23 protein-coding genes are annotated in these 24,095 nt (G+C 71.0%); 2 read left to right on the top strand and 21 right to left on the bottom strand.

What is annotated here, in order from left to right; translation table 11 throughout:
- Window position 1 precedes the first annotated feature (1 nt).
- The 21 genes from ACQEVC_RS11470 to paaA form a co-directional block, all read right to left on the bottom strand.
- Window positions 2-772, bottom strand: a complete 771-nt coding sequence (locus ACQEVC_RS11470; protein WP_432876123.1) for an NADH-quinone oxidoreductase subunit J — start codon at window positions 770-772, stop codon at window positions 2-4.
- A gap of 64 nt (window positions 773-836) precedes the next feature.
- Window positions 837-1,430: an NADH-quinone oxidoreductase subunit NuoI gene (gene nuoI, locus ACQEVC_RS11465; RefSeq protein ID WP_432876121.1), complete on the bottom strand. Its 594-nt coding sequence runs from the start codon at window positions 1,428-1,430 to the stop codon at window positions 837-839.
- A 1-nt stretch (window position 1,431) separates the two neighbouring features.
- Window positions 1,432-2,811: an NADH-quinone oxidoreductase subunit NuoH gene (gene nuoH / locus ACQEVC_RS11460; RefSeq protein ID WP_432891293.1), complete on the bottom strand. Its 1,380-nt coding sequence runs from the start codon at window positions 2,809-2,811 to the stop codon at window positions 1,432-1,434.
- A 148-nt stretch (window positions 2,812-2,959) separates the two neighbouring features.
- On the bottom strand, window positions 2,960-5,458 hold the full coding sequence (locus ACQEVC_RS11455; RefSeq protein WP_432876119.1) for an NADH-quinone oxidoreductase subunit G: 2,499 nt from the start codon (window positions 5,456-5,458) through the stop codon (window positions 2,960-2,962).
- 109 nt (window positions 5,459-5,567) lie between these two features.
- Complete coding sequence (nuoF, locus tag ACQEVC_RS11450) at window positions 5,568-6,887, bottom strand: NADH-quinone oxidoreductase subunit NuoF (protein ID WP_432876117.1); 1,320 nt, start codon at window positions 6,885-6,887, stop codon at window positions 5,568-5,570.
- A complete protein-coding gene (nuoE, locus tag ACQEVC_RS11445; protein ID WP_432876115.1) occupies window positions 6,884-7,996 on the bottom strand; it encodes an NADH-quinone oxidoreductase subunit NuoE in 1,113 nt (370 codons plus the stop codon). Before nuoE ends, nuoF begins: the two co-directional genes overlap by 4 nt.
- Entirely contained in the window at window positions 7,997-9,331 is a 1,335-nt protein-coding gene (locus tag ACQEVC_RS11440) for an NADH-quinone oxidoreductase subunit D (RefSeq protein WP_432876113.1), read from the bottom strand.
- Window positions 9,328-10,071, bottom strand: a complete 744-nt coding sequence (locus ACQEVC_RS11435; RefSeq protein ID WP_432876111.1) for an NADH-quinone oxidoreductase subunit C — start codon at window positions 10,069-10,071, stop codon at window positions 9,328-9,330. The genes ACQEVC_RS11440 and ACQEVC_RS11435 overlap by 4 nt, the downstream gene beginning before the upstream one ends.
- A gap of 147 nt (window positions 10,072-10,218) precedes the next feature.
- Complete coding sequence (locus ACQEVC_RS11430; RefSeq protein WP_432876109.1) at window positions 10,219-10,893, bottom strand: NuoB/complex I 20 kDa subunit family protein; 675 nt, start codon at window positions 10,891-10,893, stop codon at window positions 10,219-10,221.
- Between the two features lie 13 nt (window positions 10,894-10,906).
- Entirely contained in the window at window positions 10,907-11,272 is a 366-nt protein-coding gene (locus ACQEVC_RS11425) for an NADH-quinone oxidoreductase subunit A (protein ID WP_432876107.1), read from the bottom strand.
- A gap of 120 nt (window positions 11,273-11,392) precedes the next feature.
- A complete protein-coding gene (locus ACQEVC_RS11420; protein WP_432876105.1) occupies window positions 11,393-12,670 on the bottom strand; it encodes a geranylgeranyl reductase family protein in 1,278 nt (425 codons plus the stop codon).
- A gap of 192 nt (window positions 12,671-12,862) precedes the next feature.
- Complete coding sequence (locus ACQEVC_RS11415; protein ID WP_432876103.1) at window positions 12,863-13,705, bottom strand: hypothetical protein; 843 nt, start codon at window positions 13,703-13,705, stop codon at window positions 12,863-12,865.
- A gap of 67 nt (window positions 13,706-13,772) precedes the next feature.
- Window positions 13,773-14,483, bottom strand: coding sequence for a demethylmenaquinone methyltransferase (locus ACQEVC_RS11410; protein WP_432876101.1), 711 nt, complete (start codon window positions 14,481-14,483; stop codon window positions 13,773-13,775).
- A 492-nt stretch (window positions 14,484-14,975) separates the two neighbouring features.
- The gene (gene mqnC, locus ACQEVC_RS11405; protein WP_318400935.1) at window positions 14,976-16,166 is read right to left on the bottom strand and encodes a cyclic dehypoxanthinyl futalosine synthase; all 1,191 of its coding nucleotides are present in this window, start codon (window positions 16,164-16,166) and stop codon (window positions 14,976-14,978) included.
- A gap of 128 nt (window positions 16,167-16,294) precedes the next feature.
- Window positions 16,295-17,560, bottom strand: a complete 1,266-nt coding sequence (locus tag ACQEVC_RS11400) for a phospholipase D-like domain-containing protein (RefSeq protein WP_432876098.1) — start codon at window positions 17,558-17,560, stop codon at window positions 16,295-16,297.
- 61 nt (window positions 17,561-17,621) lie between these two features.
- Complete coding sequence (locus ACQEVC_RS11395; protein ID WP_432876096.1) at window positions 17,622-17,897, bottom strand: hypothetical protein; 276 nt, start codon at window positions 17,895-17,897, stop codon at window positions 17,622-17,624.
- 182 nt (window positions 17,898-18,079) lie between these two features.
- Window positions 18,080-19,192, bottom strand: a complete 1,113-nt coding sequence (gene paaE, locus ACQEVC_RS11390; protein ID WP_432876094.1) for a 1,2-phenylacetyl-CoA epoxidase subunit PaaE — start codon at window positions 19,190-19,192, stop codon at window positions 18,080-18,082.
- Window positions 19,189-19,677 carry a 1,2-phenylacetyl-CoA epoxidase subunit PaaD gene (gene paaD, locus ACQEVC_RS11385; protein WP_432876092.1) on the bottom strand — a complete coding sequence of 163 codons (489 nt, stop codon included), beginning with the start codon at window positions 19,675-19,677 and terminating at the stop codon, window positions 19,189-19,191. Before paaD ends, paaE begins: the two co-directional genes overlap by 4 nt.
- Window positions 19,674-20,420: a 1,2-phenylacetyl-CoA epoxidase subunit PaaC gene (paaC, locus tag ACQEVC_RS11380; protein ID WP_432876090.1), complete on the bottom strand. Its 747-nt coding sequence runs from the start codon at window positions 20,418-20,420 to the stop codon at window positions 19,674-19,676. Before paaC ends, paaD begins: the two co-directional genes overlap by 4 nt.
- Entirely contained in the window at window positions 20,417-20,719 is a 303-nt protein-coding gene (gene paaB, locus ACQEVC_RS11375) for a 1,2-phenylacetyl-CoA epoxidase subunit PaaB (protein ID WP_432876088.1), read from the bottom strand. The genes paaC and paaB overlap by 4 nt, the downstream gene beginning before the upstream one ends.
- Window positions 20,716-21,786 (bottom strand): 1,2-phenylacetyl-CoA epoxidase subunit PaaA, encoded by a 1,071-nt coding sequence (paaA, locus tag ACQEVC_RS11370; protein ID WP_432876086.1) that lies wholly within the window; start codon window positions 21,784-21,786, stop codon window positions 20,716-20,718. Before paaA ends, paaB begins: the two co-directional genes overlap by 4 nt.
- Before the next feature lie 391 nt (window positions 21,787-22,177).
- Here paaA and ACQEVC_RS11365 point away from each other — a divergent pair, with 391 nt between their 5' ends.
- Both ACQEVC_RS11365 and ACQEVC_RS11360 read left to right on the top strand, forming a co-directional pair.
- Complete coding sequence (locus tag ACQEVC_RS11365) at window positions 22,178-23,137, top strand: hypothetical protein (protein ID WP_432876084.1); 960 nt, start codon at window positions 22,178-22,180, stop codon at window positions 23,135-23,137.
- Complete coding sequence (locus ACQEVC_RS11360; RefSeq protein WP_432876082.1) at window positions 23,137-24,093, top strand: serine hydrolase; 957 nt, start codon at window positions 23,137-23,139, stop codon at window positions 24,091-24,093. The genes ACQEVC_RS11365 and ACQEVC_RS11360 overlap by 1 nt, the downstream gene beginning before the upstream one ends.
- Window positions 24,094-24,095: the final 2 nt, after the last annotated feature.

The following is a 24,095-nucleotide window of genomic DNA, read 5'->3' as shown; positions in this document are numbered from 1 at the left end:
CTTATTTCTCCGTCCCCTTCAGCGCCGTCTCCTCCGCGGAGAGTTCACGCTGCGGCAGGATCCGCGGCACGCTCCGCTCGGTCAGCCCGCCGTCCGGCAGCCGGGCCGGGGTGGCGACCGAGGACGAGGTGGCGTACACGCCGGGGCCGGGCTTCGGTCCCGGGTAGTTGCCGGGGCGGAACCGGGCCTTCATCGTGGCGACCTGGTCCATCCGGTCCTGGCGGCGCCGCTCGACGTGGGCCAGCACCATCGCGCCGACCGCCGCGGTGATCAGCAGGGCCGAGGTGACCTCGAACGCGAAGACGTACCTGGTGAAGAGCAGCGCGGCGATGCCCTGCACGTTGCCGTTCGCGTTGGCCTGCTCCAGGCCGACCGCGTCCGCCTGGCCGAGCGCCCGCCACATCCCGCTGGCGAGCAGCGCGCCGAAGCCGAGGCCGAGCAGGATCGCCGCGATCCGCTGCCCGCGCAGCGTCTCGATCAGCGAGTCCGACGCGTCCCGGCCGACCAGCATCAGCACGAAGAGGAAGAGCATCATGATCGCGCCGGTGTAGACGATGATCTGCACCAAGCCGATGAACGGCCCGGACTGGATCACGTAGAAGACGCCCAGGCAGAGCATGGTCAGCACCAGCCAGAGCGCGGAGTGCACCGCGTTGCGGGCCCACACCGTGCCGATCGCCCCGATCAGGGCGAGCGGGGCCAGGATCCAGAAGGTCACCTGTTCCCCGCCGGTCACCCCACCCGCCGCAGCGAGCACCGCTGATGTGGTCATGACCCCTCCTCGCTCCGCTCGTCGGCGTCATGACCTTGAGCACTGAGCTGGCTGATTCGCTCGCTCATGACGTCTTCTCTCCGGTCGAGCCCGAGCCGTCGACCGTGCCGGTCTCGGACCAGGGCGCCCGCTCCGCGCCGGCCGAGGTGCCCGGGTTGGTCAGCGCGCCGACGTAGTAGTCCTTCTCGGTGTCACCGAGCCGCATCGGGTGCGGCGGCTGCTCCATCCCCGGCAGCAGCGGCGCCAGTAGCTGCTCCTTGGTGAAGATCAGGTCCTGCCGGTTGTCCCGGGCCAGCTCGTACTCGTTGCTCATGGTCAGCGAACGGGTCGGGCAGGCCTCGATGCAGAGCCCGCAGAAGATGCACCGGGCATAGTTGATCTGGTACGTGCTGGCGTACCGCTCGCCCGGCGAGAAGCGCTGCTCATCGGTGTTGTCGCCACCCTCGACGTAGATCGCGTCGGCCGGGCAGGCCCAGGCGCACAGCTCGCAGCCGATGCACTTCTCCAGCCCGTCCGGGTGCCGGTTGAGGATGTGCCGCCCGTGGTAACGCGGGGCGGAGACCGGCGGCTTGAACGGGTAGTCGGTGGTGACGACCTTCTTGAACATGTGCGAGAAGGTGACCCCGAAACCCTTGAACGACCCGGTGATCGCGCCCACGTCACACCTCCTTCTCGTCGTGTCCGGTACCGGCGTCGCCCGGCTGCCCGGCTCCCACGTTCGCCGGCTCCCGCTCGGCGACCGCCCGTTTGATCCGGGGACTCGGCGGCACCTGTAGATCCATCGGTGGCAGCGGGAAGCTCCCGGCCGGCCGCCGGTTGACCTTCTCCTGGAGGGTCCGCTGCGGCGGCCGCCTCTTGCTCGGCCAGAGCAGCGTCACCAGCAGGACCACCAGCACCGCACCGGCGATCACCGAGTAGCGGGTGGAGTCGCCGAGGTCCTCCTTCTGCAGGGTGCGGATGCCGGCCAGGACCAGGATCCAGACCAGGTTGATCGGCAGCAGCACCTTCCAACCCAGCCGCATGAACTGGTCGTAGCGGAGCCGGGGCAGCGTGCCACGCAGCCAGATGAAGATGAAGACCAGACCGATGACCTTGCCCATGAACCAGAGCAGCGGCCACCAGCCGGAGTTCGCGCCCTCCCAGAGCGTGATCGGCCAGGGTGCCCGCCAGCCGCCGAGGAAGAGCGTCGTGGTGACCGCCGACATCGTCACCATGGCGACGTACTCGCTGAGCATGAAGAGCGCGAACTTCAGCGAGCTGTACTCCGTCATGAAGCCGGCGACCAGCTCCGACTCGGCCTCGGGCAGGTCGAACGGCGCCCGGTTGGTCTCACCGACGGTGGAGATGAAGAAGATGATGAAGCTCGGCAGCAGCAGGATCGCGTACCAGCCGGGAGCGGGCAGGTCGACCACGCCGAAGAGGTTGAGCCGGGTACCGTCGGCCTGCTGGCTGACGATTCCGCTGGTCGACATCGTGCCGGCGGTCATGAAGACGGCGACGATGGACAGGCCCATCGCCACCTCGTACGAGATCATCTGGGCGCTGGAGCGCAGACCGCCGAGCAGCGGGTACGTCGACCCGGAGGCCCAGCCGCCGAGCACGATGCCGTAGACGCCCATCGAGGAGCAGGCCAGCAGCACCAGTACGGCCACCGAGACGTCGGTGACCTGGAGCGGGGTCCGCTCGCCGAAGATGCTCACCATCGGGCCGAACGGCACCACCGACAGCGCGGTCACCGCGCAGATCGTCGAGATGGTCGGCGCGAAGAAGTAGACGACCTTGTCGGCCGCCTTCGGCAGGATGTCCTCCTTGAAGGCCATCTTGAGACCGTCGGCGAGGGTCTGCAGCAGACCGAACGGGCCGATCTGGTTCAGGCCGGGCCGCTGCGCCATCCGGGCCACCACCCGGCGCTCGAACCAGACGCCGAGCAGGGTGGCCAGCACCGCGAAGACGAACGCCGCCACGATCTTGATCAGGACGAGCCACCACGGATCCTTGCCGAAGTCCTGCAGCGTCGGATCCTGGGCCAGGTAGGTCAGGCCACCCATCGGGGCCTCCCTTCGTACGCGACAGCGGCACTCACCGGAGCCAGCCTTTCGTTCGCGACTGCGGGGCTCGCAAGCTCAACTCGTCTTCCGGCACGACCGCGTCCCACGCGAGCCGCCCCGGAACACTCGCTCCTCGCGCTCACCGCGACGCACCTCCAGCGCTGTTCAGCAGCGGCCCCGGCTTGCCCGCCGCGTCGGCGGCGACCGGGGTGGCCGGGCCGGCGCTGAGCCGGACGACCGCGCCGGACGTGGCGCCCAGGCTGCGCCGGACGCTCGCGCCGGGCGAGTTGGTGGGCACCCAGACGACGTCGTCCGGCAGGTCGGTGATCGCCGCCGGCAGGGTCAGCGCGCCCCGGTCGGTGCCGACCGTGACCGCGTCGCCCTCGGCCACCCCCAGCGCCTCGGCGGCGGCCTTGCCGAGCCGGACCACCGGCGGCCGGGCCGTGCCGCCGAGTGCCGGATCGCCCTCGGTCAGCGTGCCGGCGTCGATGAGCTGGTGCCAGGTGGCGAGGACCGCCTCGCCCGGGCCGGGTCGGACCGGCGCGGCCGGCTCGACGGCCGGGGCGGCGGTCCGGTTGGCCTTGGTCGTCGGCAGCGCACCCAGCTCGCGGCGGACGCTGTTCACGTCGCCGGTGCCGAGCCGCACGTCGAGCTGGGCAGCGATCGCGTCCAACACCCGGGCGTCGGTCATCGCGGTGGTGTTCAGCACCGCCTCGAAGGTGCGCAGCCGGCCCTCCCAGTCGAGGAAGCTGCCGGCCTTCTCCACCACCGGGGCGATCGGGAAGACCACGTCGGCGCGGCGGGTCACCGCGTTGTGCCGCAGCTCCAGGCTGACCAGGAACGGCACCTTCTCCAGCGCCGCGTCGGCGAGCCTCGGGTCGGCCAGGTCGGCCGGGTCCACCCCGGCCACCACCAGCGCGCCGAGCGAGCCCCCGGCGGCGGCCGCGATGATGCCGTCGGTGTCCCGGCCGGGCTGGCTCGGGATGACCCCGGCAGCCAGGTCCCAGGCGCCGGCCAACTCGGCCCGGCCGGCCGCGTCGGTCACCGGGCGTCCGCCGGGCAGCAGGTTCGGCAGGCAGCCGGCGTCGACCGCGCCGCGGTCGCCCGCCCGGCGAGGCACCCAGGCCAGCTTGGCACCGGTACGCTCGGCCAGCTCGGCGGCGGCGGAGAGCCCACCCGGCACCGTGGCCAGTCGCTCGCCGACCAGCAGCACCGCGCCGGGCTGGCGCAGCGCCTCGGCGACCGAGGCGTGCCCGGCGAGCAGCTTGGCCTCGTCGCCGGGGGCGGCGGTCAGCACCGTCGCGCCGATCTTGGCCAGTCCCCGGGTCACGAACGGGGCCAGCGCCAGTACCTTCAGCCCGCGCTTGTTGTACGCCTTGCGCAGCCGCAGGAAGAGGATCGGGCACTCCTCCTCCGGCTCCAGCCCGGCGATCACCACGGCCGGCGCCCGCTCGACGTCGGCGTAGGTCACCTCGGTCGTCCCGGCCACCGTGCTGGCCAGGAACTGGGCCTCCTCGGCGGAGAGCGGCCGGGCCCGGAAGTCGATGTCGTTGCTGTGCAGCGCCACCCGGGCGAACTTGGCGTACGCGTACGCGTCCTCGACGGTGAGCCGGCCGCCGGTCAGCACCCCGACCCCGCGTGCGGAGTCGCGTGCCTCGCGCAGCCCGTCGGCGGCGACGGCGAACGCCTCGCTCCAGGACGCCTCGCGCAGCTCACCGCTCTTGGCGTCCCGGACCATCGGCTTGGTGATCCGCTCGTTCGCGCTGGCGTACCGGAAGCCCCAGCGGCCCTTGTCGCAGTTCCACTCCTCGTTCACCGCCGGGTCGTCGCCGGCCAGCCGGCGCATCACCTTGCCGCGCCGGTGGTCGGTGCGCTGGGCGCAGCCGGCCGAGCAGTGCTCGCAGACGCTCGGGGTGGAGACCAGGTCGAACGGGCGGGCCCGGAAGCGGTACTGCGCGCCGGTCAGCGCGCCGACCGGGCAGATCTGCACCGTGTTGCCGGAGAAGTACGAGTTGAACGGTACGTCACCCTCGTCGCCCTCCTCGCCGCCGTAGACCTCGTCCCGGTAGACGTTGATCTCCTCGGCGCTGGACCGGCCCATCAGGTCGATGAACTTGTCCCCGGCGATCTCCTCGGAGAACCGGGTGCAGCGCTGGCAGAGCACGCAGCGCTCCCGGTCCAGCAGTACCTGGGTGGAGATGTTGACCGGCTTCTCGTACTCCCGCTTGGGCTCGTGGAAGCGGGTCTCGGTGCGGCCGGTGGACATCGCCTGGTTCTGGAGCGGGCACTCGCCGCCCTTGTCGCACATCGGGCAGTCGAGCGGGTGGTTGACCAGGAGCAGCTCCATGATCCCCTCCTGCGCCTTCTTGGCGACCGGAGAGGTGAGCTGGGTGCGTACCACCATGCCGTCGGCGACGGTCTGGGTGCAGGAGGCGACCGGCTTGCGCTGCCCCTCCACGTCGACCAGGCACTGCCGGCAGGCACCGGCCGGGGCGAGCAGCGGGTGGTCGCAGAACCGGGGGATCTCGATGCCCAGTTGTTCGGCGACCCGGATCAGCAGCGCACCCTTCGGCGCCGTCACCTCGATGCCGTCGATGGTGAGCGTGACGGTCTCGGTCTGCTTCGCAACGTCCGTCATCAGCGCCGCCTTCCGTTCGCGACTGCGGGGCTCGCAAGCTCAACTCGTGTTCCGGCGCGACCGCGTCCCACGCGGGCCGCCCCGGAACACCCGCTCCTCGCGCTCACCATCAGTGCGCTCCTACCAGGGTCTTCTCGGACAGCTTGGGAGCCGTCCGGCCCTCGATGTAGTCGAGGTAGTCCTGCTTGAAGTACTGCAGCGAGGAGGTCACCGGGCTGGTCGCGCCGTCACCGAGACCGCAGAACGAGCGGCCGAGGATGTTGTCGCAGGTGTCCAGCAGGGTGTCCAGGTCCTCGTGGGTGCCCTGCCCGGCCAGGATCCGCCGGTAGGTGCGGACCATCCAGTAGTTGCCCTCCCGGCACGGCGTGCACTTCCCGCACGACTCGTGGTGATAGAACTCCAGCCACCGGTAGGTGGCGTAGACCGGGCAGTCCTGGTCGGAGAAGATCTGGGTCGCGGTGGTGCCGAGGATCGAGCCGGCCGCCGCCACCCCCTCGAAGTCCAGCGGCACGTCCAGGTGCTCGGCGGTGAGCAGCGGCGTCGAGGAGCCGCCCGGGGTCCAGAACCGCAGGTTGTGCCCGGGCTGCATGCCGCCGGCCAGCTCGATCAGCTCGCGCAGCGTGATGCCGAGCCCCGCTTCGTACTGCCCCGGGTTGTTGATCCGGCCGGAGAGCGAGTAGATCATCGGCCCGGAGGACTTCTCCGTGCCCATGCTCTTCCACCAGGCCGCCCCACCGAGCACGATGTACGGCACGCTGGCGATGGTGCCGACGTTGTTGACCACGGTCGGGCAGGCGTACAGGCCGTGGGTCGCCGGGAACGGCGGGCGCAGCCGGGGCTGACCCCGGAACCCCTCCAGCGAGTCCAGCAGCGCCGTCTCCTCGCCGCAGATGTACGCCCCGGCCCCGCTGTGCACCACCAGCTCCAGGTCGAAGCCGGTACCGAGGATGTTCTCGCCGAGGTACCCGGCCCGGTACGCCTCCTGCACGGCGTTGCGCAGCCGCCGGGCCGCGTGCACCGCCTCGCCCCGGATGTAGATGTAGGCGCGGTTGGCCCGGATCGCGTACGAGGCGATGATCACGCCCTCGACCAGCGAGTGCGGGTCGTGGGTCATCAGCGGCAGGTCCTTGCAGGTGCCCGGCTCGCCCTCGTCGGCGTTGACCACCAGGTAGTGCGGCTTGCCGTCGCCCTGGGGGATGAAGCCCCACTTGAGCCCGGTCGGGAAGCCGGCCCCGCCCCGGCCGCGCAGGCCGGAGTCCTTGACGAGTTGGATCAGGTCGTCCGGGTGGGCGGCGAGCGCCTTGCGCAGCGCCGCGTAGCCGTCCAGCCGCTGGTAGACGTCGAGCCGCCAGGCGTCCGGCGACAGCCAGCGCTTGGTGAGCACCGGGGTCAGCTTCTCCAGCGTCTCCCGCCGAGGCGTCGTGGTCACTTCTCAGCCTCCTCCTCGCTCGTCGCCGACTTCAGCGAGCGCTCCTGCGCCTCCGTACCGTCGCCGGCCGGCTTGGCGTCGCTGGCCGGCTTGTTGGCGGCCGCGCCGGCCTGCTCGGCGGACCTCGCGTCGGCCGGTCCGGCCGGTACGCCGTCGACCGGCGGCGTCGTCCCGGGCGCATCCGGGACGGCGGTCTTCGCGTCCGGGTTCCGGGTCTCGGCGGTACGCACCTGTGGCGACTTGTCGTCCGGCGACTTCACGTCCGGCGCGGTGCTGCCGGTGGCGGCGGCCGGCCGGGTGGTCGCCGGGGCCGGCTTGTCACCGGTCTGGCTGCCCTTGATCGGGGTGTTCGGGTCGTAGCCGGCCACCGAGATGCCGTGCTGCTGTGCCAGCCGCAGTCCGGCCAGCGTCGGGTCGCCGGCCAGCCCGTCGGCCACCGCCTCCTCGCGCGGGTCGGCGAAGCCGGCCAGTTGCAGCGACATCTCCTTGAGGGTGCAGAGCCGGGCGCCCCGGCTGGGCTGCGGACGACCGCCCGCGCGCAGCTCGTTGACGACCGCGACCGCCGCGTCCGGGTCGACCTGGTCGAAGAAGTCGTAGTTGACGGTCATCACCGGGCCGTAGTCGCAGGCCGCCAAGCACTCGGCGTGCTCCAGGGTGATCTTGCCGTCCGGGGTGGTCTCGTCGTGCCCGACCCCGAGGTGCTCGGTCAGCGCGTCGTAGACCTGCTGCCCGCCGAGCACGTTGCACATGGTGTTGGTGCAGACGCTGACCAGCCAGTCGCCGGTGGGCCGGCGCTTGTACATGGTGTAGAAGGTGGCCACGGCGCCGACCTGCGCCTTGTTCAGCCCGAGGACGTCGGCACAGAACTCCACGCCGGCCGGGGAGACGTACCCCTCTTCGGACTGCACCAGGTGCAGCAGGGGCAGCAGCGCCGAACGGGACCGGTCGGCCGGGTAGCGCGCGACGATCTCCCGCGCCCGCTCGTCGAGCTTCGCGTGCAGGTCGGCGCTGCGCGAGCCGCCGCCGTTGCGCTGTGCCGGCACCTCGCCCGGCCCGGTCACCAGACCGTCGAGCCGGGACGTCGCGTTGCCAAACTGAGACTGAGTCATTTAGCGATCACACCCACCCATCACCGGGTCCAGCGACGCGCCGCCCGCGATCACGTCCGCGATCAGGCCGCCCTCGGCCATCGCCGGCAGCGCCTGGAGGTTGACGAAGCTGGGCTCGCGGTAGTGCACCCGGTACGGCCGGGTGCCCCCGTCGGAGACCGCGTGCACGCCCAGCTCGCCGCGGGGCGACTCGATTCCGACGTAGACCTGGCCCGGTGGCACCCGGAAGCCCTCGGTGACCAGCTTGAAGTGGTGGATCAGCGACTCCATCGACTGACCCATGATCTTGGCGACGTGCTCCAGCGAGTTGCCCATCCCGTCGACGCCGATGGCGAGCTGCGCGGGCCAGGCGATCTTCTTGTCGGCCACCATGACCGGGCCGGGGCGAAGCCGGTCGAGGGCCTGCTCGACGATCTTGAGCGACTCCCGCATCTCGGCCATCCGGACCAGGTAGCGGCCCCAGACGTCGCCGCTCTCGGTGGTCGGCACGTCGAACTCGTAGTTCTCGTAGCCGCAGTACGGCATGGTCTTGCGGATGTCCCAGGCGAGCCCGGCCGAGCGGAGCACCGGGCCGGTGACGCCGAGCGCCAGGCAGCCGGTGACGTCGAGCACCGCCACGTCCTTGGTCCGCTCCGTCCAGATCGGCTGGCCGGAGAGGATGTCCTCGTATTCCTTCAGCTTCTTCGGCAGCAGCTTCAGGAACTCGCGGATCTTGACGATCGCCTCGTCCGGGACGTCCTGGGCGACCCCGCCCGGCCGGACGTACGCCATGTTCATCCGCAGGCCGGTGATCAGCTCGAAGATCTCCAGCACGTACTCGCGCTCGCGGAAGCCGTAGAGCATCACGTTGACCGCGCCCAGCTCCATCGCCGTGGTGGCGATCCAGACCAGGTGCGAGGAGATCCGGTTCAGCTCCATCATCAGCACCCGGATGGTGGTGGCCCGCTCGGTCACCTCGTCGGTGATGCCGAGCAGCTTCTCCACGGCCAGGCTGTACGCCGTCTCGTTGAACAGCGGCGAGAGGTAGTCCATCCGGGTGACGAACGTGCTGCCCTGCACCCAGTTGCGGTATTCGAGGTTCTTCTCGATCCCGGTGTGCAGGTAGCCGACCACCGCCCGGGCCTCCCGGACGGTCTCGCCCTCCAGCTCCAGGATCAGCCGGAGCACGCCGTGCGTCGACGGGTGCTGCGGGCCCATGTTGACGATGAGCCGCTCGTCGTTGATCGGGTCGTGCCCGCTGACCACCTGGTCCCAGTCGCCACCGGTGACGGTGAAGACCCGGCCCTCGGTGGTCTCCCGGGACTCGGCGTAGCTCGGGTTGGTCGAGGTGCTCACTGGTACGACCTCCGCTGGTCGGGCGGTGGGATCTCGGCGCCCTTGTACTCGACCGGCACGCCGCCGAGCGGGTAGTCCTTGCGCTGCGGGTGGCCCTCCCAGTCGTCCGGCATCAGGATCCGGGTCAGGCTGGGGTGGCCGTCGAAGACGACGCCGAACATGTCGTACGCCTCCCGCTCCTGCCAGTCCGCCGTGGGGTAGACCGAGGTGACGCTCGGCACCCGGGGCTCCTCGGCGGTCACCGCGACCTCCAGCCGGAGCTGCCGGCGGTAGGTCATCGAGGTGAGCTGGTAGACGACGTGCAGCCGGCGGGCGTCGGAACCGAGGTAGTCGACCCCGGAGACCGAGGAGCAGAGCTCGAAGCGGAGCGCCTGGTCGTCCCGGAGCACCTGGCAGACCTCGGCGATCCGCTCGGGGCGGATGTGCAGGGTCAGCTCGCCCCGGTCGACCACGACCTTCTCGATCGCGTCGGCGAAGCCCGGGTACGCCTCCTCCAGCGCGTCGGCGACCTCGTCGAAGTAGCCGCCGTACGGCCGAGGGCTGCTGACCACGCCGACCCGCTGCCGGACCAGGCCGCCGAAGCCGGAGGTGTCGCCGCTGCCGTGGATGCCGAACATGCCGCGCCCGGCCGGGCTGGCCGGCGGGTACTCGGCCGGCGCCCCGCTGGTCGCCCCGATCGGCGGCCGGGCCACCGGCACGCCGCCGCCCGGCTGCTCGCTGGTCTTGTTGGGTTCGCTCATGCCGTCCCTCCGCTGCGCTCCGGGCCGACATGAGGCACGTTCGCACTGAGCCGGCTGGTTCGCTCGCTCCGCTCGCTCATGCCGTCCCTCCGCTGCGCTCCGGGCCGACATGAGGCACGTTCGCACTGAGCCGGCTGGTTCGCTCGCTCATCGCTCGGCCCTTCCCACCAGGTGGTTCTGCGCCTTCATCCAGTTCTCGATCCGGAGCTGCTCCTCGCGCCCCTCGGCGACCGCCCGGGTCCACTCGGCCCGCCGCGCCTTGTTGTTGTGGTAGGACGAAGGCATCGAACCGGGCGCCACCACTGGGATGTCGCCCCGGGCCCGACGCGCCTCCAGCATCTTCCGCCCGTTCGGGCCGAGCGGCTCGTGGCCGATCTTCTCGCGCAGCTTGAGGATGGCGTCGATCAGCATCTCCGGCCGCGGCGGGCAACCGGGCAGGTACATGTCGACCGGGACGATGTGGTCGACGCCCTGCACGATCGCGTAGTTGTTGAACATGCCGCCGCTGCTGGCGCAGACACCCATCGAGATCACCCAGCGCGGCTCGGCCATCTGGTCGTAGATCTGGCGCAGCACCGGGGCCATCTTCTGGCTCACCCGGCCGGCCACGATCATCAGGTCCGCCTGTCGCGGCGAGGCGCGGAACACCTCCATGCCCCACCGGCCGAGGTCGTAGTGGGAGCCACCGGCCGCCATCATCTCGATCGCGCAGCAGGCCAGGCCGAAGGTGGCGCCCCAGAACGACGACTTCCGGGACCAGTTGACCAGCTTCTCGACCGAGGTGAGCAGGATCCCGGACGGGAGCTTCTCCTCGATACCCATCTGACGACCTCCCTCAGTCCCAGTCCAGGCCGCCGCGCCGCCACACATAGGCGTACGCGACGAAGACCGCGACGATGAACAGCACCATCTCCACGAAGCCGAACAGCCCGAGGACGTCGAAGTTGACCGCCCACGGGTACAGGAAGATGATCTCGATGTCGAAGACGATGAACAGCATCGCCGTCAGGTAGAACTTGATCGGGAACCGGCCGCCGCCGACCGGCTGCGGGCTCGGTTCGATGCCGCACTCGTACGCCTCGAGCTTGGCTTTGTTGTAGCGCCGGGGGCCGGCGAAGCGCGCCGCGGCGACGGAGAACAGCGCGAACGCCGCGGCGAGGGCGAACAGCCCGATGATGGGTACGTACGGCGAGAGCGACATCGTTTTCCCCTGCTCGTCCTTCCCGGCCCTCGGTCAATTTCCAAATTCACACTATTCACAGTCGTCCGGGCGACGCTGCCCGGGGTGCCACTGGCGCCCCCTGCCGGGGCCGGCGGCGGTTCACACCGCCGGAGCCACCTTCGTCATCGCGTTGATGACCCGGTCCATCGCGTCCCCGCCGCGCGGATCGGTCAGGTTCGCCAGCAGTTTGAGCACGAACCGCATCAGGGTCGGATGCGGCATGCCGTGCTTGGTGGCGATCCGCATCACGTGCGGATTGCCGATCATCTTCACGAAGATGTTGCCGAGCCGGTAGTAGCCGCCGTACCGGGCCTTCAGCTCGGCGGGGTAGCCGGCCAGCGCGCGTTCCCGCTCGGCACCGGCCGGGCGGGCCAGCGCCTGCACCACGATCTCGGCGGCGAGTTCACCGGACTCCATCGCGTACGCGATGCCCTCGCCGTTGAACGGGTTGACCATGCCGCCGGAGTCGCCGACCAGGAGCACGCCCCGGGTGTAGTGCGGCACCCGGTTGAAGCCCATCGGCAGGGCGGCGCCGAGGATCGGCCCGTCCGCGTTGGTCTCGTCGGTCATGCCCCACTCGGCCGGGGTGCCGGCGAGCCAGTCGACCAGCAGCCGGCGGTAGTTGGTCTTGCCGAACGCGGCCGAGGAGTTCAGCGCGCCCAGCCCGACGTTGACCCGGCCGTCCCCCATCCCGAAGATCCAGCCGTACCCGGGCAGCAACTTGTCGGGGTGCTCCTTGCTGCGCAGCTCCAGCCACGACTCCAGGTAGTTGTCGTCGTGCTTGGCCGGTGAGCGGTAGTAGCGACGGACGGCGACGCCGATCGGCCGGTCCTCCCGCTTGTTGATGCCCAGCGCGAGCGGAAGCCGCCCGGAGACGCCGTCGGCGGCGATCACCAGCGGGGCGGAGAAGCGGGCCGCAGCCTTGTCCGGGCCGCTCTCGGCGGTGACCCCGACCACCCGGCCGCTCTCGTCGAGCACCGGGCCGGTGACGTTCACCCCGGTACGCAGCTCCGCGCCGGCCTCGACCGCCTGCTTGGCCAGCAGGTCGTCGAAGTCGAGCCGCGTCCGCACCAGTCCGTAGTTGGGGAAGCTGGCCAGCTCGGGCCAGTCGAGTTCGAGCCGTACGCCGCCGCCGATGACCCGCAGTCCCCGGTTGCGCAGCCAGCCCGCCTCGGGCGAGGTGTCGACGCCGAGCTTGACGAGCTGCTTGACCGCCCGTGGCGTCAGCCCGTCGCCGCAGACCTTCTCCCGGGGGAACTCGGTCTTCTCCAGCAGCAGCACGCGTACGCCGTGTCGGGCCAGGTGATAGGCGGTTGTCGATCCACCCGGACCGGCGCCGACAACGATGACGTCCGCGTCGTAGTCGACCGTGGTCATCCGCGCCTCCCCTCCCGATCGCTCGTGAAATGCTTCACAAGCCTCGTCCGGGGAGGAGTCTAGAACCGCGAAGTGGCCGGCGACCGGTTAGGCGACCCTAAGTTGCCGAGGTAGGCGTGTTGGCTACCTTCCCGGGCCCGTTCCGGCCCCGGTCGTGGCCCGTCGTCCCGGCCGGTCGGGACCTGCCTCACCTCAGGTCCGGTCCTCGCCGCTGCGTTGCGCCGGACGGCGCTTGATCGGCCCCGGAGTGACCGGACCCGGTTCGGCCGGATGTGGATCGGTCGGAGGCCGCACCGGGTGCGGATCGGAGGGGTGCGGTTCGGCCGGATGCGGCTGTCCCGGCCCGGGTGCCGGCGGATGCGGGTCGGCCGGGCCGGGCCGCCCCGGCTGGGGTTGCCCCGGCTGCGGCTGCGCCGGATGCGGCCCCGGCGGGTTCGGCTCGACCGGATGCGGCTCGACCGGATACCCGTCGGCCGCGGCATGCCCCTCGGCCGGCCCGGCACCGTTTCCCGACAGCCGCCCGGCCGGAGCACCGCCCGCCGCCGCACCGCCGTTCTCCGACATCCCCTCCACCTGGTGGCCGCCGGTCTCCGGCGGCCGCTCCCCCGGATGGCTGCCGGGCGGCGCCGGGTCGCCGTCCGGAGCGCGCTCGTGCTCGTACGGCAGTTGCTCCCGTAGCGTGCCGCCGCTGACCCGGTCGAGCGCGGCCAGTACCTCGGCGACCACGGTCCGGACCGCGACCGGGTCGGGCCCGGCCAGTTCCCGGATCTGCGCGATCAACTCGGCCGCCTCGGCCTCCGGATCGACGTCCTCCGTCACCGGCTCGGCGGCGTCGCGGTTCGGTTCGGTGGCAGCGCCACGCGCCGGCTCGGTGGCCTCGCGATTCGGTTCGGTGCCAGCGCCGCGCGCCGGCTCGGCGGCGTCGCGGTTCGGGGCGTCGTCGCTCCGGTGCCGCGCGTCCGGCGGGCCCGCGACCGCCGGCGTCTCCTCGGCCGGCTGCTCGTCGCCGTCGACCCGCCGGTCTGCCCCCGCCATGGGCGCAGCCTACGGCCGGAAAGCCGCTCGCGGATCAAAACCGGCTAAAGCAGCATGAGCCGGAAAATCAGGAACGTATCGCGCGGTGCAGCGCGACGATGCCGCCAGTCAGGTTCCGCCAGCCGACCCGGTGCCATCCGGACCGGCCGATCTGCCCGGCCAGCCCGGCCTGGTCCGGCCAGGCCCGAATCGACTCGGCCAGATAGACGTACGCGTCCGGGTTGCTCGCCACCGCCCGGGCCACCGCCGGCAGCGACCGCATCAGGTAGGAGAGGTAGACCGTCCGGAAGACCGGGTTGGTCGGGGTGCTGAACTCGCAGACCACCAGCCGGCCGCCGGGCCGGGTGACCCGGGCCATCTCCCGGAGCGCCGCCCCGGTGTCCACCACGTTGCGCAGCGCCAGCGAGATGGTGACCGCGTCGAACGTCTCGTCCGGGAACGGCAGCCGGAGCGCGTCACCGGCCAGCAACGGCACCTCGGGCCGGCTCCGTCGGCCGGCCCGGAGCATCCCGATGGAGAGATCCAACCCCACCGCGTACGCCCCTGAGGTGGCCAGCTCGGCAGTGGAGACTCCGGTGCCGGCGCCCACGTCGAGCACGTGGTCACCGGGACGCAGGTCGAGGGCGGCCAGGGTGGCCCGGCGCCACCGCCGGTCCTGCCCGAACGAGATCACGGTGTTGGTCAGGTCATACCGGGACGCCACCTCGTCGAACATCGCCGCCACCTCGTGCGGCTGCTTGTCCAGGCTGGCCCGGCGTCCGGACGGGGTAGGGGTCACGCCGGAACAGTCTGCCAGCCACCGGCCCGGCCGGTCGGCCCGGGGCGGGCCGGCACCCTGCCGGAACGCGGCCGGGGCCGGGCCGGCACCCTGCCGGAACGCGGCCGGGGCTCCGGGCGACCGTCCGGCGCCTGCCGCACCCGAGCCGGAACACACCGCGGGCGAGGTGGTCTCCCACCTCGCCCGCGATGCCGTGCGTTATGTGAACGGCCCTCATGGACCGATAGAGGACGACCCCGGTGCGCCGCGTCCCGACCCGGAGGCCGGTCCGTCCACGACGGTCAGCGGGTACGTGTGCCGGCACGTTATCGGTTCGACCGGCCCGGTCGCGCTCCCCTTGATCCAACCGTTATGACCGTCCGAGCCCGCCCGGTTTCCAAGAATGTCCTGGTCAGAGGCCATTTATCCGGCGCGCTGGACGTTTTGCCGCCGAATCGGAGCCAAGGACCGGCCCCTCGCCCAGCCGGCGGTGACCGAATGGACGAGGGTAGTTCAGCGGGCCTCGACGAGCGGCAGACTCCGGCCCGCGCCGCCACCGGGCAGCGCGATGGAGGAGAAGTGCGACACCACCCGGTCGTCCGTCGGGTCGTCGGCCGGGGTGCGGTGCACCGCCAGGTGCCGGTAGAGGGTGTCCCGCTGCGCGGGGATCCGGCCGGCGGAGCGGATCATCCAGATCAGCTCGTGCAGGTTGGAGCGGTGCCGCGCACCGGCCGAGGAGATGACGTTCTCCTCCAGCATGATCGAGCCGAGGTCGTCCACCCCCATGTGCAGGGCGAGCTGTCCGGCGTCCTTGCCGGTGGTCAGCCAGGACGCCTGGAGGTGCGGCACAGTGTCGAAGAAGAGCCGGGCCACCGCGACCAGCCGCAGGTACTCCAGGGTGGTCGCCTGGGTACGGCCCTTGAGGTGGTTGTTCTCCGGCTGGTAGGTCCACGGGATGAAGGAGCGGAAGCCCCGGGTGCGGTCCTGCACGTCGCGGATCATCCGCATGTGCTCGATCCGCTCGGCGTTGGTCTCCCCGGTGCCCATCATCATGGTGGCGGTGGACTCGACGCCCTGCCGGTGTGCGAGTTCCATCACCTCCAGCCAGCGCGCGCCGGACTCCTTCAGCGGGGCGATCGCCTTGCGGGGCCGCTCGGGCAGCATCTCCGCGCCGGCACCGGCGATCGAGTCCAGTCCGGCCGCCTTGATCCGGCTGATCGCCTCGTCCAGGCTGACCCCGGAGACCTTCGCCATGTGCAGGATCTCGCTCGGCCCGATGGAGTGGATGGCGAGCTGCGGGTACGCCCGCTTGACCGAGGAGAAGAGTTCCTCGTAGTACTCCACGCCGTAGTCGGGGTGGTGGCCGCCCTGGAGCATCACCTGGGTCGCGCCCAGCTCGACCGCCTCGGCGCAGCGCCGCAGGATCTCCTCGGTCGGGTGCGTCCAGCCCTCCCTGTGCTTCGGCGCCCGGTAGAAGGCGCAGAACTTGCAGGCGGTCACGCAGACGTTGGTGTAGTTGATGTTGCGGTCGATCAGGTACGTCACGATGTTGTCCGGATAGCGCCGCCGCCGTACCGCGTCGGCCGCCTCACCCAGCGGGTGCAGCGGCGCGTCGGTGTAGAGCAGCAGCGCCTCCTCGGGCGTGATCCGCCCGCCGTCCGCGCCGCGTTGCAGGATGCTGTCGATTTCCCGGCTCACCGTCACATCCCGAGGGTACGCCGCCCGGCCTGCGCACAATCGGGCCCACCACGTCGCCGAAGTAGTGGGCCCGACGGGGGAAGGGATGCCACGACTTCCCCGATCGTGCGTGATCATGAACTCGCCGGAACGGCTCAGGTGGTGCAGCTACCGTTGTCCGGGTTGACGCACTTGGCCCGGCTCCAGAGCGTCTCGAAGTTGTTGTGGAAGTCGTTCCAGACCGTCGGGTGCTCGATCTTCACCAGGGTCTCGTCGTGGTCGGTCAGCGCCGGGTCGGTGACGTTGTGCGAGCCGGTGAAGACGACGCTGCGCCCGGCGACCCCGGCGAAGGTGCCCCTGATGATGATGTTCTTGGAGTGCACGCTGACCACCCGGCCGTCGTAGTTGCTGGCCTCGGCGTCGTGGTACTTCTTCAGCGAGACGTTCGGCTGCCCGTTCAGGGTGGCGTACGCGGTGCTGCCCATCAAGCCGTAGACGACCCGGACCCGGCAACCCATCCGGCCGATCCGGCGTAGCTGGGTGGCGACCTGCGGGCGGGCGTCGGTGAACTGGGCGTGCGCCACGTCCACCGCACAGCCGCTCTCGTACGCGCTCACCTCGGCCAGCCGGTTCGCCAGGGTGTCGCTGTCGGCCCGGGGCGAGTGGTAGACGGTGACGGCGGTGTTCGGCGACTTGTAGTAGCCGTTGGCGGCGTTGAAGTAGTCGTTGTTCTTCCGCTGCGCCCGCATGTCGTTGAAGTACGCCGTGAAGTGGTCGTACAGGTCGTAGTCCTCGTGCACGATCAGCGCGCTGTTGAAGAGGTTGTTCTGGCTGAAGGTGAGGTTCTGCGAGCTGACGAAGACGACCCGCTTCATGGTGCCGCTGGTGGAGAACGTGAAGACCTTGTTGTGATTGATCGAGTTGCTCTTGTTGCCGATGCACGCCGTCGAGCCGGCCACCGTCGACGAGGTCTTGCCGCAGATCACCAGGTCGTCGAGGTTGGCCGAGTTGAGCACCGCCATCGCGGCGTTGTCGGCGCCGGTGTTGACCCCGCCACCGGTCTCGTCCAGCACGATCCGGACGATCACGCCCCGGGCCGCCGCCCGCTTCAGCGCCTCGGCCACCACCGGGGAACTCCAGCTGTACATGATGCCGCGGATGTAGCCGCCGGCGGGTGCGCCGTCGGCCAGCCGGACCAGCTCGTCCTCGATGGTCCGGTCCCGGGTGCCGTCCTCGGCCGGGACGTTGAACCGGGTGTACGCCGGGAACGGGTCGGCCGCGGTGGCCGCACCGTCACCGGCGTCGGCCGGGGTGGGGCCGGCGGCCACGGCGGGCGGGGTGAGCAGGCTGGTGGCCAGCAGGCCGAGCGCCGCGAAGGACGCGAGTCCGGCCCGGGCGCGACGCGTACGGAGCATCCTCATGAATACCTTGGTAGTACACATCCTTCAATGGAGCAACGGCCAAAGAAGAAATTTTTCAGCCTCAGTTGTACATGTAGAGGTAGTAATAGCCCTGCGGCTGGCCGCTGCGCCACTCGTAGACGCAGTTGTAGTACCGCCACGCGCCACCCGCGACGAGGCTTTCCCCGTAGTAGCGACAGGCGTCGAGGGTGTAGTAGGAACCGAAGGGGTAGGGGGAGGGGTTGTCGGCCACGGCCTGGCGGTCGTCCGACACCGCCGCCTGGGCCGGCACACCGGCCCCGACCAGCAATGCCGCGCCGACGAAGGCGAGCGCCACGACAGTCCGAACTCGACGCATAGGTTCTCCTCGTGATCCGCGGCGCCGCCGAGTCGCCGGAGGCGCTACCGACTCAAGATAGAGATCGGTCTATCTTTCGGCAGCCGCGTGCGGCAAGGTTTCCGCCATCCGCGCAACGCGTCGAACCAACCGATGGCGATCTATGTCCGCCCGCATCACAACGGACCCGGGACAACCCCGCCTCAGCCGTCGTAGTCGACTGTCAGCGTGTCGGTGGCCGGGCTGGCCTGGCAGGTCAGCACGTACCCGGCGGCCACCTCGTCCGGCTCCAGGGCGTAGTTGCGGGCCATCGACACCTCGCCGGCGACCACCTTCGCCCGGCAGGTCGAGCAGACCCCGCCCTTGCAGGCGTACGGCAGCTCGCCCCGGACCCGCAGGGCCGCGTCGAGCACCCGCTCGTCCCGGCCCATCCGGAAACTCGACGCCCGGCCGTCCAGCCGGATCGTCACCTCGGTGCCGGCGTCGGCCGCCGTGTCGGCCGGCCGGACCGGCGGCGCGGGCGGTGCGTCCACGTGGAACAGCTCGGCGTGTACGGCCCGCTCCGGCACCCCGCGCTCGGCGAGCACCCGCCGCGCGTCCAGCACCATCCCGTACGGGCCGCAGAGGAACCACTCGTCGATCCGCCCGGTCGGCACGATGGTGTCGAGCAGCCGGCCCAGCCGCTCGGCGTCGACCCGGCCGGAGAGCAACGGCGACTCACCCGGCTCCCGGGACAGCACGTGCACCAGGTGCAGCCGCTCCGGATAGCGGTCCTTCAGGTCGGCCAGCTCCTCCACGAACATCACGGTGCGGCCGTGGCGGTTGCCGTACACCAGGGTGAAGGTGCTGGCCGGTTCGACGGCCAGCGCGGTGGCGACCAGCGACAGCACCGGGGTGATGCCGGACCCGGCTACCACCCCGGCGTAGTGCCGGACCCGGTCCGGCGCGAACGCCGTGCCGAACGTGCCCAGCGGTGGCAGCACCTCCACCGTGTCGCCGGCCCGCAGCGTCGAGACCGCGAAGCTGGAAAAGGCGCCGCCCGGCACCTCCCGCACCCCGATCCGGAGCTGTCCGGTCGCGGCCAGCTCCGCCGGGGTCGAGCAGATCGAGTACGACCGCCGCACCTCCGCCCCGTCCGCGGTGGTCCGCCGCACCGTGAGGTGCTGCCCGGCCCGGAACGCGAAGGCCTCCCGCAGCCGGTCCGGTACCTCGAAGGTGACCGCGACCGCGTCCTCGGTGAGCCGGTCGACCGCCCGGACCGGCAGCGGGTGGAAGACCGGCCGACGCCGGACCGGCCGGTTGATGGTTACGCTCAAAACGCCCTCAGATGGTCGAAGGGTTCCCGGCAGGCCCGGCACCGCCACAGCGATTTGCAGGCGGTCGAGCCGAACCGGCTGATCTGCTCGGTGTCGGCGGCACCGCAGTGCGGGCAGCGGACGCTCAGGGTGACCGGGACGGGGCGTCGGCCCGCCGGCCCGGGCGGGGCGATGCCGGCGGCGGCCAGCTTGGCCCGGCCGGCGTCGGAGATCCAGTCGGTGGTCCAGGCCGGGGCGAAGACGGTGACGACCTCGGCGTCCGGATGCCCGGCGGCGGCCAGCGCGGCCCGGATGTCGGCCCGGATCACGTCCATCGCCGGGCAGCCGGTGTAGGTCGGGGTGATGGTCACGGTGACCCGGCCGGTCGCCGGGTCCTCGGTCACGTCCCGCAGCACGCCGAGGTCCTCGATGGTCAGCACCCGCAGCTCGGGGTCGACCACCGCCGCCGCGGCCCGGCGCGCCCGCCCGGATCGGACCGTGTTCACCAGCGGGCTCCCGGATGCGCCCGGTGCAGCACCTGCATCTCGGCGAGCAGGTAGGAGAGGTGCTCGGTGTGCAACCCGGCCCGGCCACCGGTCGGCCCCCAGCCGTCGGTCGGGCGCTCCAGCGTGGCGGTCTCCAGCACCGGCTCGACGCCCGCCAGGAAGGCGGAGCGCAGCCCGGCCGGGTCGACCGGCGCGGCCGGGTCGGCCGCGAACAGCTCGCCGGTGTACGGCCACAGCTCGTCCACCGCCGTCCGCATCCGCCGGTGCGACTCCGCGGTGCCGTCACCGAGGCGTACCGTCCAGAGGCTGGCGTGGTCGAGGTGGTAGGCCACCTCCTTGCGGGCCTTGCCGGCGATGGCGGCGAGCCGTTCGTCGGCACAGCCGCTCAGCGCGGTGTAGAGCGGGAGCTGGTACGCCGACAGGAAGAGCAGCTTCGCCATGGTCATCGCGAAGTCGCCGTTCGGCAGCTCGACCAGCAGGCAGTTGCGGTACTCCCGGTCCGAGCGCAGGTACGCCAGCGTGTCCTCGTCCCGGCCGGCGCCCTCCAGCTCCCCGGCGTAGCTCAGCAGCAGGCGGGCGGCGCCGAGCTGGTCCAGGGCGATGTTGGCCAGCGCGACGTCCTCCTCCAGCTCCGGTGCGGCGGTGACCCACTCGCCGAGCCGCTGCGCGGCGACCAGGGCGTCGTCGCCGAGTCCGAGCAGGTACTCCACTGTGGTGTGTGCGGGCGCGCCGGCGGTGTTCACAGGTGCGCCGCCCCGTCGGGTACCGGATAGAACGTCGGGTGCCGGTAGACCTTGTCGGCGGCGGGGGAGAAGAAGGCGTCCTTCTCGTCGGGGCTGGAGGCGGTGATCGCCTGGGCCGGTACGACCCAGATCGAGACCCCCTCCTGCCGCCGGGTGTAGAGGTCCCGGGCGTTGCGCAGCGCCAGCTCGGCGTCGGGGGCGTGCAGGCTGCCGACGTGGGTGTGCGACAGCCCGCGCCGGGCCCGGACGAAGACCTCCCAGAGCGGCCAGCCGGACCGGCCCTGGCTCGGGGCGGTCACGCCGGCACCGCCGTACGCGCGCCGGCCCGCTTGGCCGCGTACGCCTCGGCCGCCTCGCGTACCCAGGCACCGTCGGCGTCCGCACGGCGGCGGTGCGTGATCCGTTGCCGGTTGCACGGCCCGTCCCCGGCGATCACCCGCATCAGCTCGGCGTAGTCGGGCTGGGTGTAGTCGTGCGCCTGCCGCGACTCGTTCCACCGCAGGTCGGGATCGGGCAGGGTGAGGCCGAGCACGCCGGCCTGCTGCACGCACATGTCGACGAAGCGCTGCCGCAGCTCGTCGTTGGAGAACCGCTTGATCTTCCAGGCCATCGACTGCTGGGAGTGCGTCGAGTCGCCGTCCGGCGGGCCGAACATCGCCAGCGACGGGTACCACCAGCGGTCCACCGCGTCCTGGGCCATCGCGTGCTGCTCCGGGGTGCCGCCCGCCAGGGTGTGCAGGATCTCGTAGCCCTGCCGCTGGTGGAAGGACTCCTCCTTGCAGATCCGGATCATCGCCCGGGCGTACGGCCCGTACGAGCACCGGCAGAGCGGGACCTGGTTGACGATGGCGGCGCCGTCCACCAGCCAGCCGATGGCGCCGACGTCGGCCCAGGTCAGCGTCGGGTAGTTGAAGATCGAGCTGTACTTCTGCCGGCCGGCGAGCAGCAGTTCGACCAGTTCGTCCCGGGTCACCCCGAGGGTCTCGGCGGCGGCGTAGAGGTAGAGCCCGTGCCCTGCCTCGTCCTGCACCTTGGCGAGCAGGATCGCCTTGCGCTTGAGCGAGGGTGCCCGGCTGATCCAGTTGCCCTCCGGCTGCATGCCGATGATCTCGGAATGGGCGTGCTGGGCGATCTGCCGGATCAGGGTCTTCCGGTACGCCTCCGGCATCCAGTCCCGGGGCTCGATCTTCTGGTCCGCGTCGATCAGGGCGGTGAAGTAGTCCTGCGGGTCGGTCTCGACGGCCGGGTCGTCCCCGGGACGGCCACGGTCGGCGGCCGCCCGCAGCGCCGCCTCCGCCGCCTCGACCTGATCGAGCAGGCCGCCGGCGGGTCCGTCATCCGGGACCGGGAAGTCATGTCCGTACACGCAGCAAGTGTTACAGCTCAACTAGTCAGTAACCAAGACGTGTAATAGAAATGCCACACAGACCCGGCCCTGAGCTGGGCGGCTACCCGGCACCAAATGTCCGCACTGATGGGTGAATGAGGCTGGTCACACCGACCCATATATTCAGCATCTATACCGACATAACCGATCATTTCCGGGCGACACCGAAGAACTCGCGGCCTTCGCCATCTGGCGGATTGGACCCGGCCACGTAAACTTTCCCCGTTCCGACCTGCCACCTCCCCCGGCAGTTCGGGCGCGCGGAGCAGACCGCCGGTGTGGGGCTGGCGGAGGCGCCGCCGACACAGCAAGACGCACAGCGCCCTGGACACAGCGGCCCCCCGGCCTTCACCCTTGGAGCCCCATCCTCATGCGTCCCCGCGTGACCCTGGTGCTCGCCATCACGACAGTCGTGCTTGGCGGCCTGCTGCTCGTGCCCGCCGCGTACGCCCGGCTGGCCGACTCCGGCGGAAGCACGTCCTCGACCGAGGAGGCGCCGGTCGGGATCGAGCCGTCCGCGCCGCCGCCGCCGACCCTGGCCGCCGCGCCGGTCACGGTGAAGGGGGTGGACGGCTTCTTCTCCTGGGCCCTGCTCGACCGGGAGAGCGGAAAGATCTCCGGCTCCAAGAACATGACCTCGACCAACTCGACCGAGTCGATGATCAAGGTCTGGATCGTCTCGGACTACCTCCGCCGGCTCGGCGACAAGACGCCTCCCTCGGCGTACCTCAAGATGGCGAGCACGGCGATCCGGGACAGCAACGACGACGCCACGAACGCCCTGTACGCCGCCGTTGGCGGCGCGAGCACCCTGGACCGCTTGATCAAGATGTGCAACCTCACCGAGACCGCCAAGGAGATTCCTGCCGGCGAGAACCGCATTTGGTGGAGTTACACCAGTATGTCCCCTCGGGACGCGGTCCGGATGGGAGAGTGCGTCAAGGACGGCACGGCAGCCGGGCCGAAGTGGACCGAATGGGTGTTGGGTGAGATGACCAAGGTACGCGGTACGACCGCCGCCAAGGATCAGCGGGCTCGGCAGGGCGGTGGTCGTTGGGGCATCATCGACGGCCTGCCGCAGGGCATCGTCAAGCAGGGGCCGGTCAGCATCAAGAACGGCTGGACACTGATCAACGCCGACGGCAAGTGGCACCTGAACTGCCTTGCGATCACCGATGACTGGGTGCTCTCCGTGATGACCCGCTACTCCGGTGCCAAGGGGCTCGACTACGGTGCCGACGTCTGCGCCAGCGTCGCCAGCCAACTGGTCACCGAACAGCCGGGCGCCGTGCTCAGGGTGCCGCAGCCGCTCACCGTGAAGCAGTCCTGATGGGCGCCGAGGAACGCGCCGCCGAGCGGCGGGTCCGGTCCAACCGGTCCACCCTGCTGCGGCTGACCCTGATCGCGGGCGTGCTGCTGGTACTGGTGCTGGTCGGGCTCCGACTGATGCCCGGCTCGCCGCTGGCGAGCACCGCCGCCGCCAAGTGGGGGGAACCGTCCGGCCCGGCCGGTCCCACCGCCACCACCCCGGGCAAGCCGGCCACCCCCACCCCGACGCCCAGCCCCGAGCTGCCGCCGCTGCCGGTGGCGCCGGCCAATGTGAAGATCGACAAAGCCGGCTGGTGGAACTGGGCGCTGATGGACACCCGGACCGGCAAGATCTCCGGTTCGGCCAACATGGACGAGACCAACCCGACCGCCTCGATGATCAAGGCGTGGATCGGGGCGGACTTCCTGCGCCGCGCCGCCGAGAAGGGCGACACCCCGAGCGACACCCGGATGAACCAGGTCTCGATCATGATCCGGGACAGCGACAACAACGCCGCGCAGACCCTCTACGAGCTGAACGGCGGCACGGCGTCGATCAAGCGGCTGATCAGCATCTGCGACCTGACCGACAGCAGCCCGGCCGCCGACGGCGGCTGGAGCCGTACCGCGCTCTCGGCCCGGGACACCGCCCGGATGGGCGCCTGCATCGCCGACGGCCGGGCCGCCGGGCCGAAGTGGACCGAGTGGCTGCTCGACGAGATGCGCGCGGTACGGGGGGTCGGCAACTTCGGCATCCGCAAGGCGTTCCCGGCCGCCGAGCAGAAGACCATCGCCGTCAAGAACGGCTGGGTGGACCGGCAACGCGAGCAGAAGTACACGGTGAACTGCCTGGCCATCGGTGACGGCTGGACGATGGCGGTGGAGACCCGGTACGCACTCGACCTCGGCTACACGTACGGGGCGAAGATCTGCGAGGACGTGGCCCGGCAGCTCCGCGCCGCCTCGGACGCCACCTGAGC

The organism is Plantactinospora sp. CA-294935 (genome assembly GCF_050936445.1).
Classification (GTDB): domain Bacteria; phylum Actinomycetota; class Actinomycetes; order Mycobacteriales; family Micromonosporaceae; genus Plantactinospora.
This window is presented reverse-complemented; position numbering and strand designations above follow the sequence as displayed.

What these genes read in the sequence shown, in the direction of transcription:
- ACQEVC_RS11470 (WP_432876123.1), bottom strand. Translation starts at nt 772, where the DNA reads ATGACCACATCAGCGGTGCTCGCTGCGGCGGGTGGGGTGACCGGCGGG.
- ACQEVC_RS11455 (WP_432876119.1), bottom strand. Translation starts at nt 5,458, where the DNA reads ATGACGGACGTTGCGAAGCAGACCGAGACCGTCACGCTCACCATCGAC.
- nuoE (WP_432876115.1), bottom strand. Translation starts at nt 7,996, where the DNA reads ATGACTCAGTCTCAGTTTGGCAACGCGACGTCCCGGCTCGACGGTCTG.
- ACQEVC_RS11435 (WP_432876111.1), bottom strand. Translation starts at nt 10,071, where the DNA reads ATGAGCGAACCCAACAAGACCAGCGAGCAGCCGGGCGGCGGCGTGCCG.
- ACQEVC_RS11430 (WP_432876109.1), bottom strand. Translation starts at nt 10,893, where the DNA reads ATGGGTATCGAGGAGAAGCTCCCGTCCGGGATCCTGCTCACCTCGGTC.
- ACQEVC_RS11425 (WP_432876107.1), bottom strand. Translation starts at nt 11,272, where the DNA reads ATGTCGCTCTCGCCGTACGTACCCATCATCGGGCTGTTCGCCCTCGCC.
- ACQEVC_RS11420 (WP_432876105.1), bottom strand. Translation starts at nt 12,670, where the DNA reads ATGACCACGGTCGACTACGACGCGGACGTCATCGTTGTCGGCGCCGGT.
- ACQEVC_RS11415 (WP_432876103.1), bottom strand. Translation starts at nt 13,705, where the DNA reads ATGGCGGGGGCAGACCGGCGGGTCGACGGCGACGAGCAGCCGGCCGAG.
- ACQEVC_RS11400 (WP_432876098.1), bottom strand. Translation starts at nt 17,560, where the DNA reads ATGAGGATGCTCCGTACGCGTCGCGCCCGGGCCGGACTCGCGTCCTTC.
- ACQEVC_RS11395 (WP_432876096.1), bottom strand. Translation starts at nt 17,897, where the DNA reads ATGCGTCGAGTTCGGACTGTCGTGGCGCTCGCCTTCGTCGGCGCGGCA.
- ACQEVC_RS11365 (WP_432876084.1), top strand. Translation starts at nt 22,178, where the DNA reads ATGCGTCCCCGCGTGACCCTGGTGCTCGCCATCACGACAGTCGTGCTT.
- ACQEVC_RS11360 (WP_432876082.1), top strand. Translation starts at nt 23,137, where the DNA reads ATGGGCGCCGAGGAACGCGCCGCCGAGCGGCGGGTCCGGTCCAACCGG.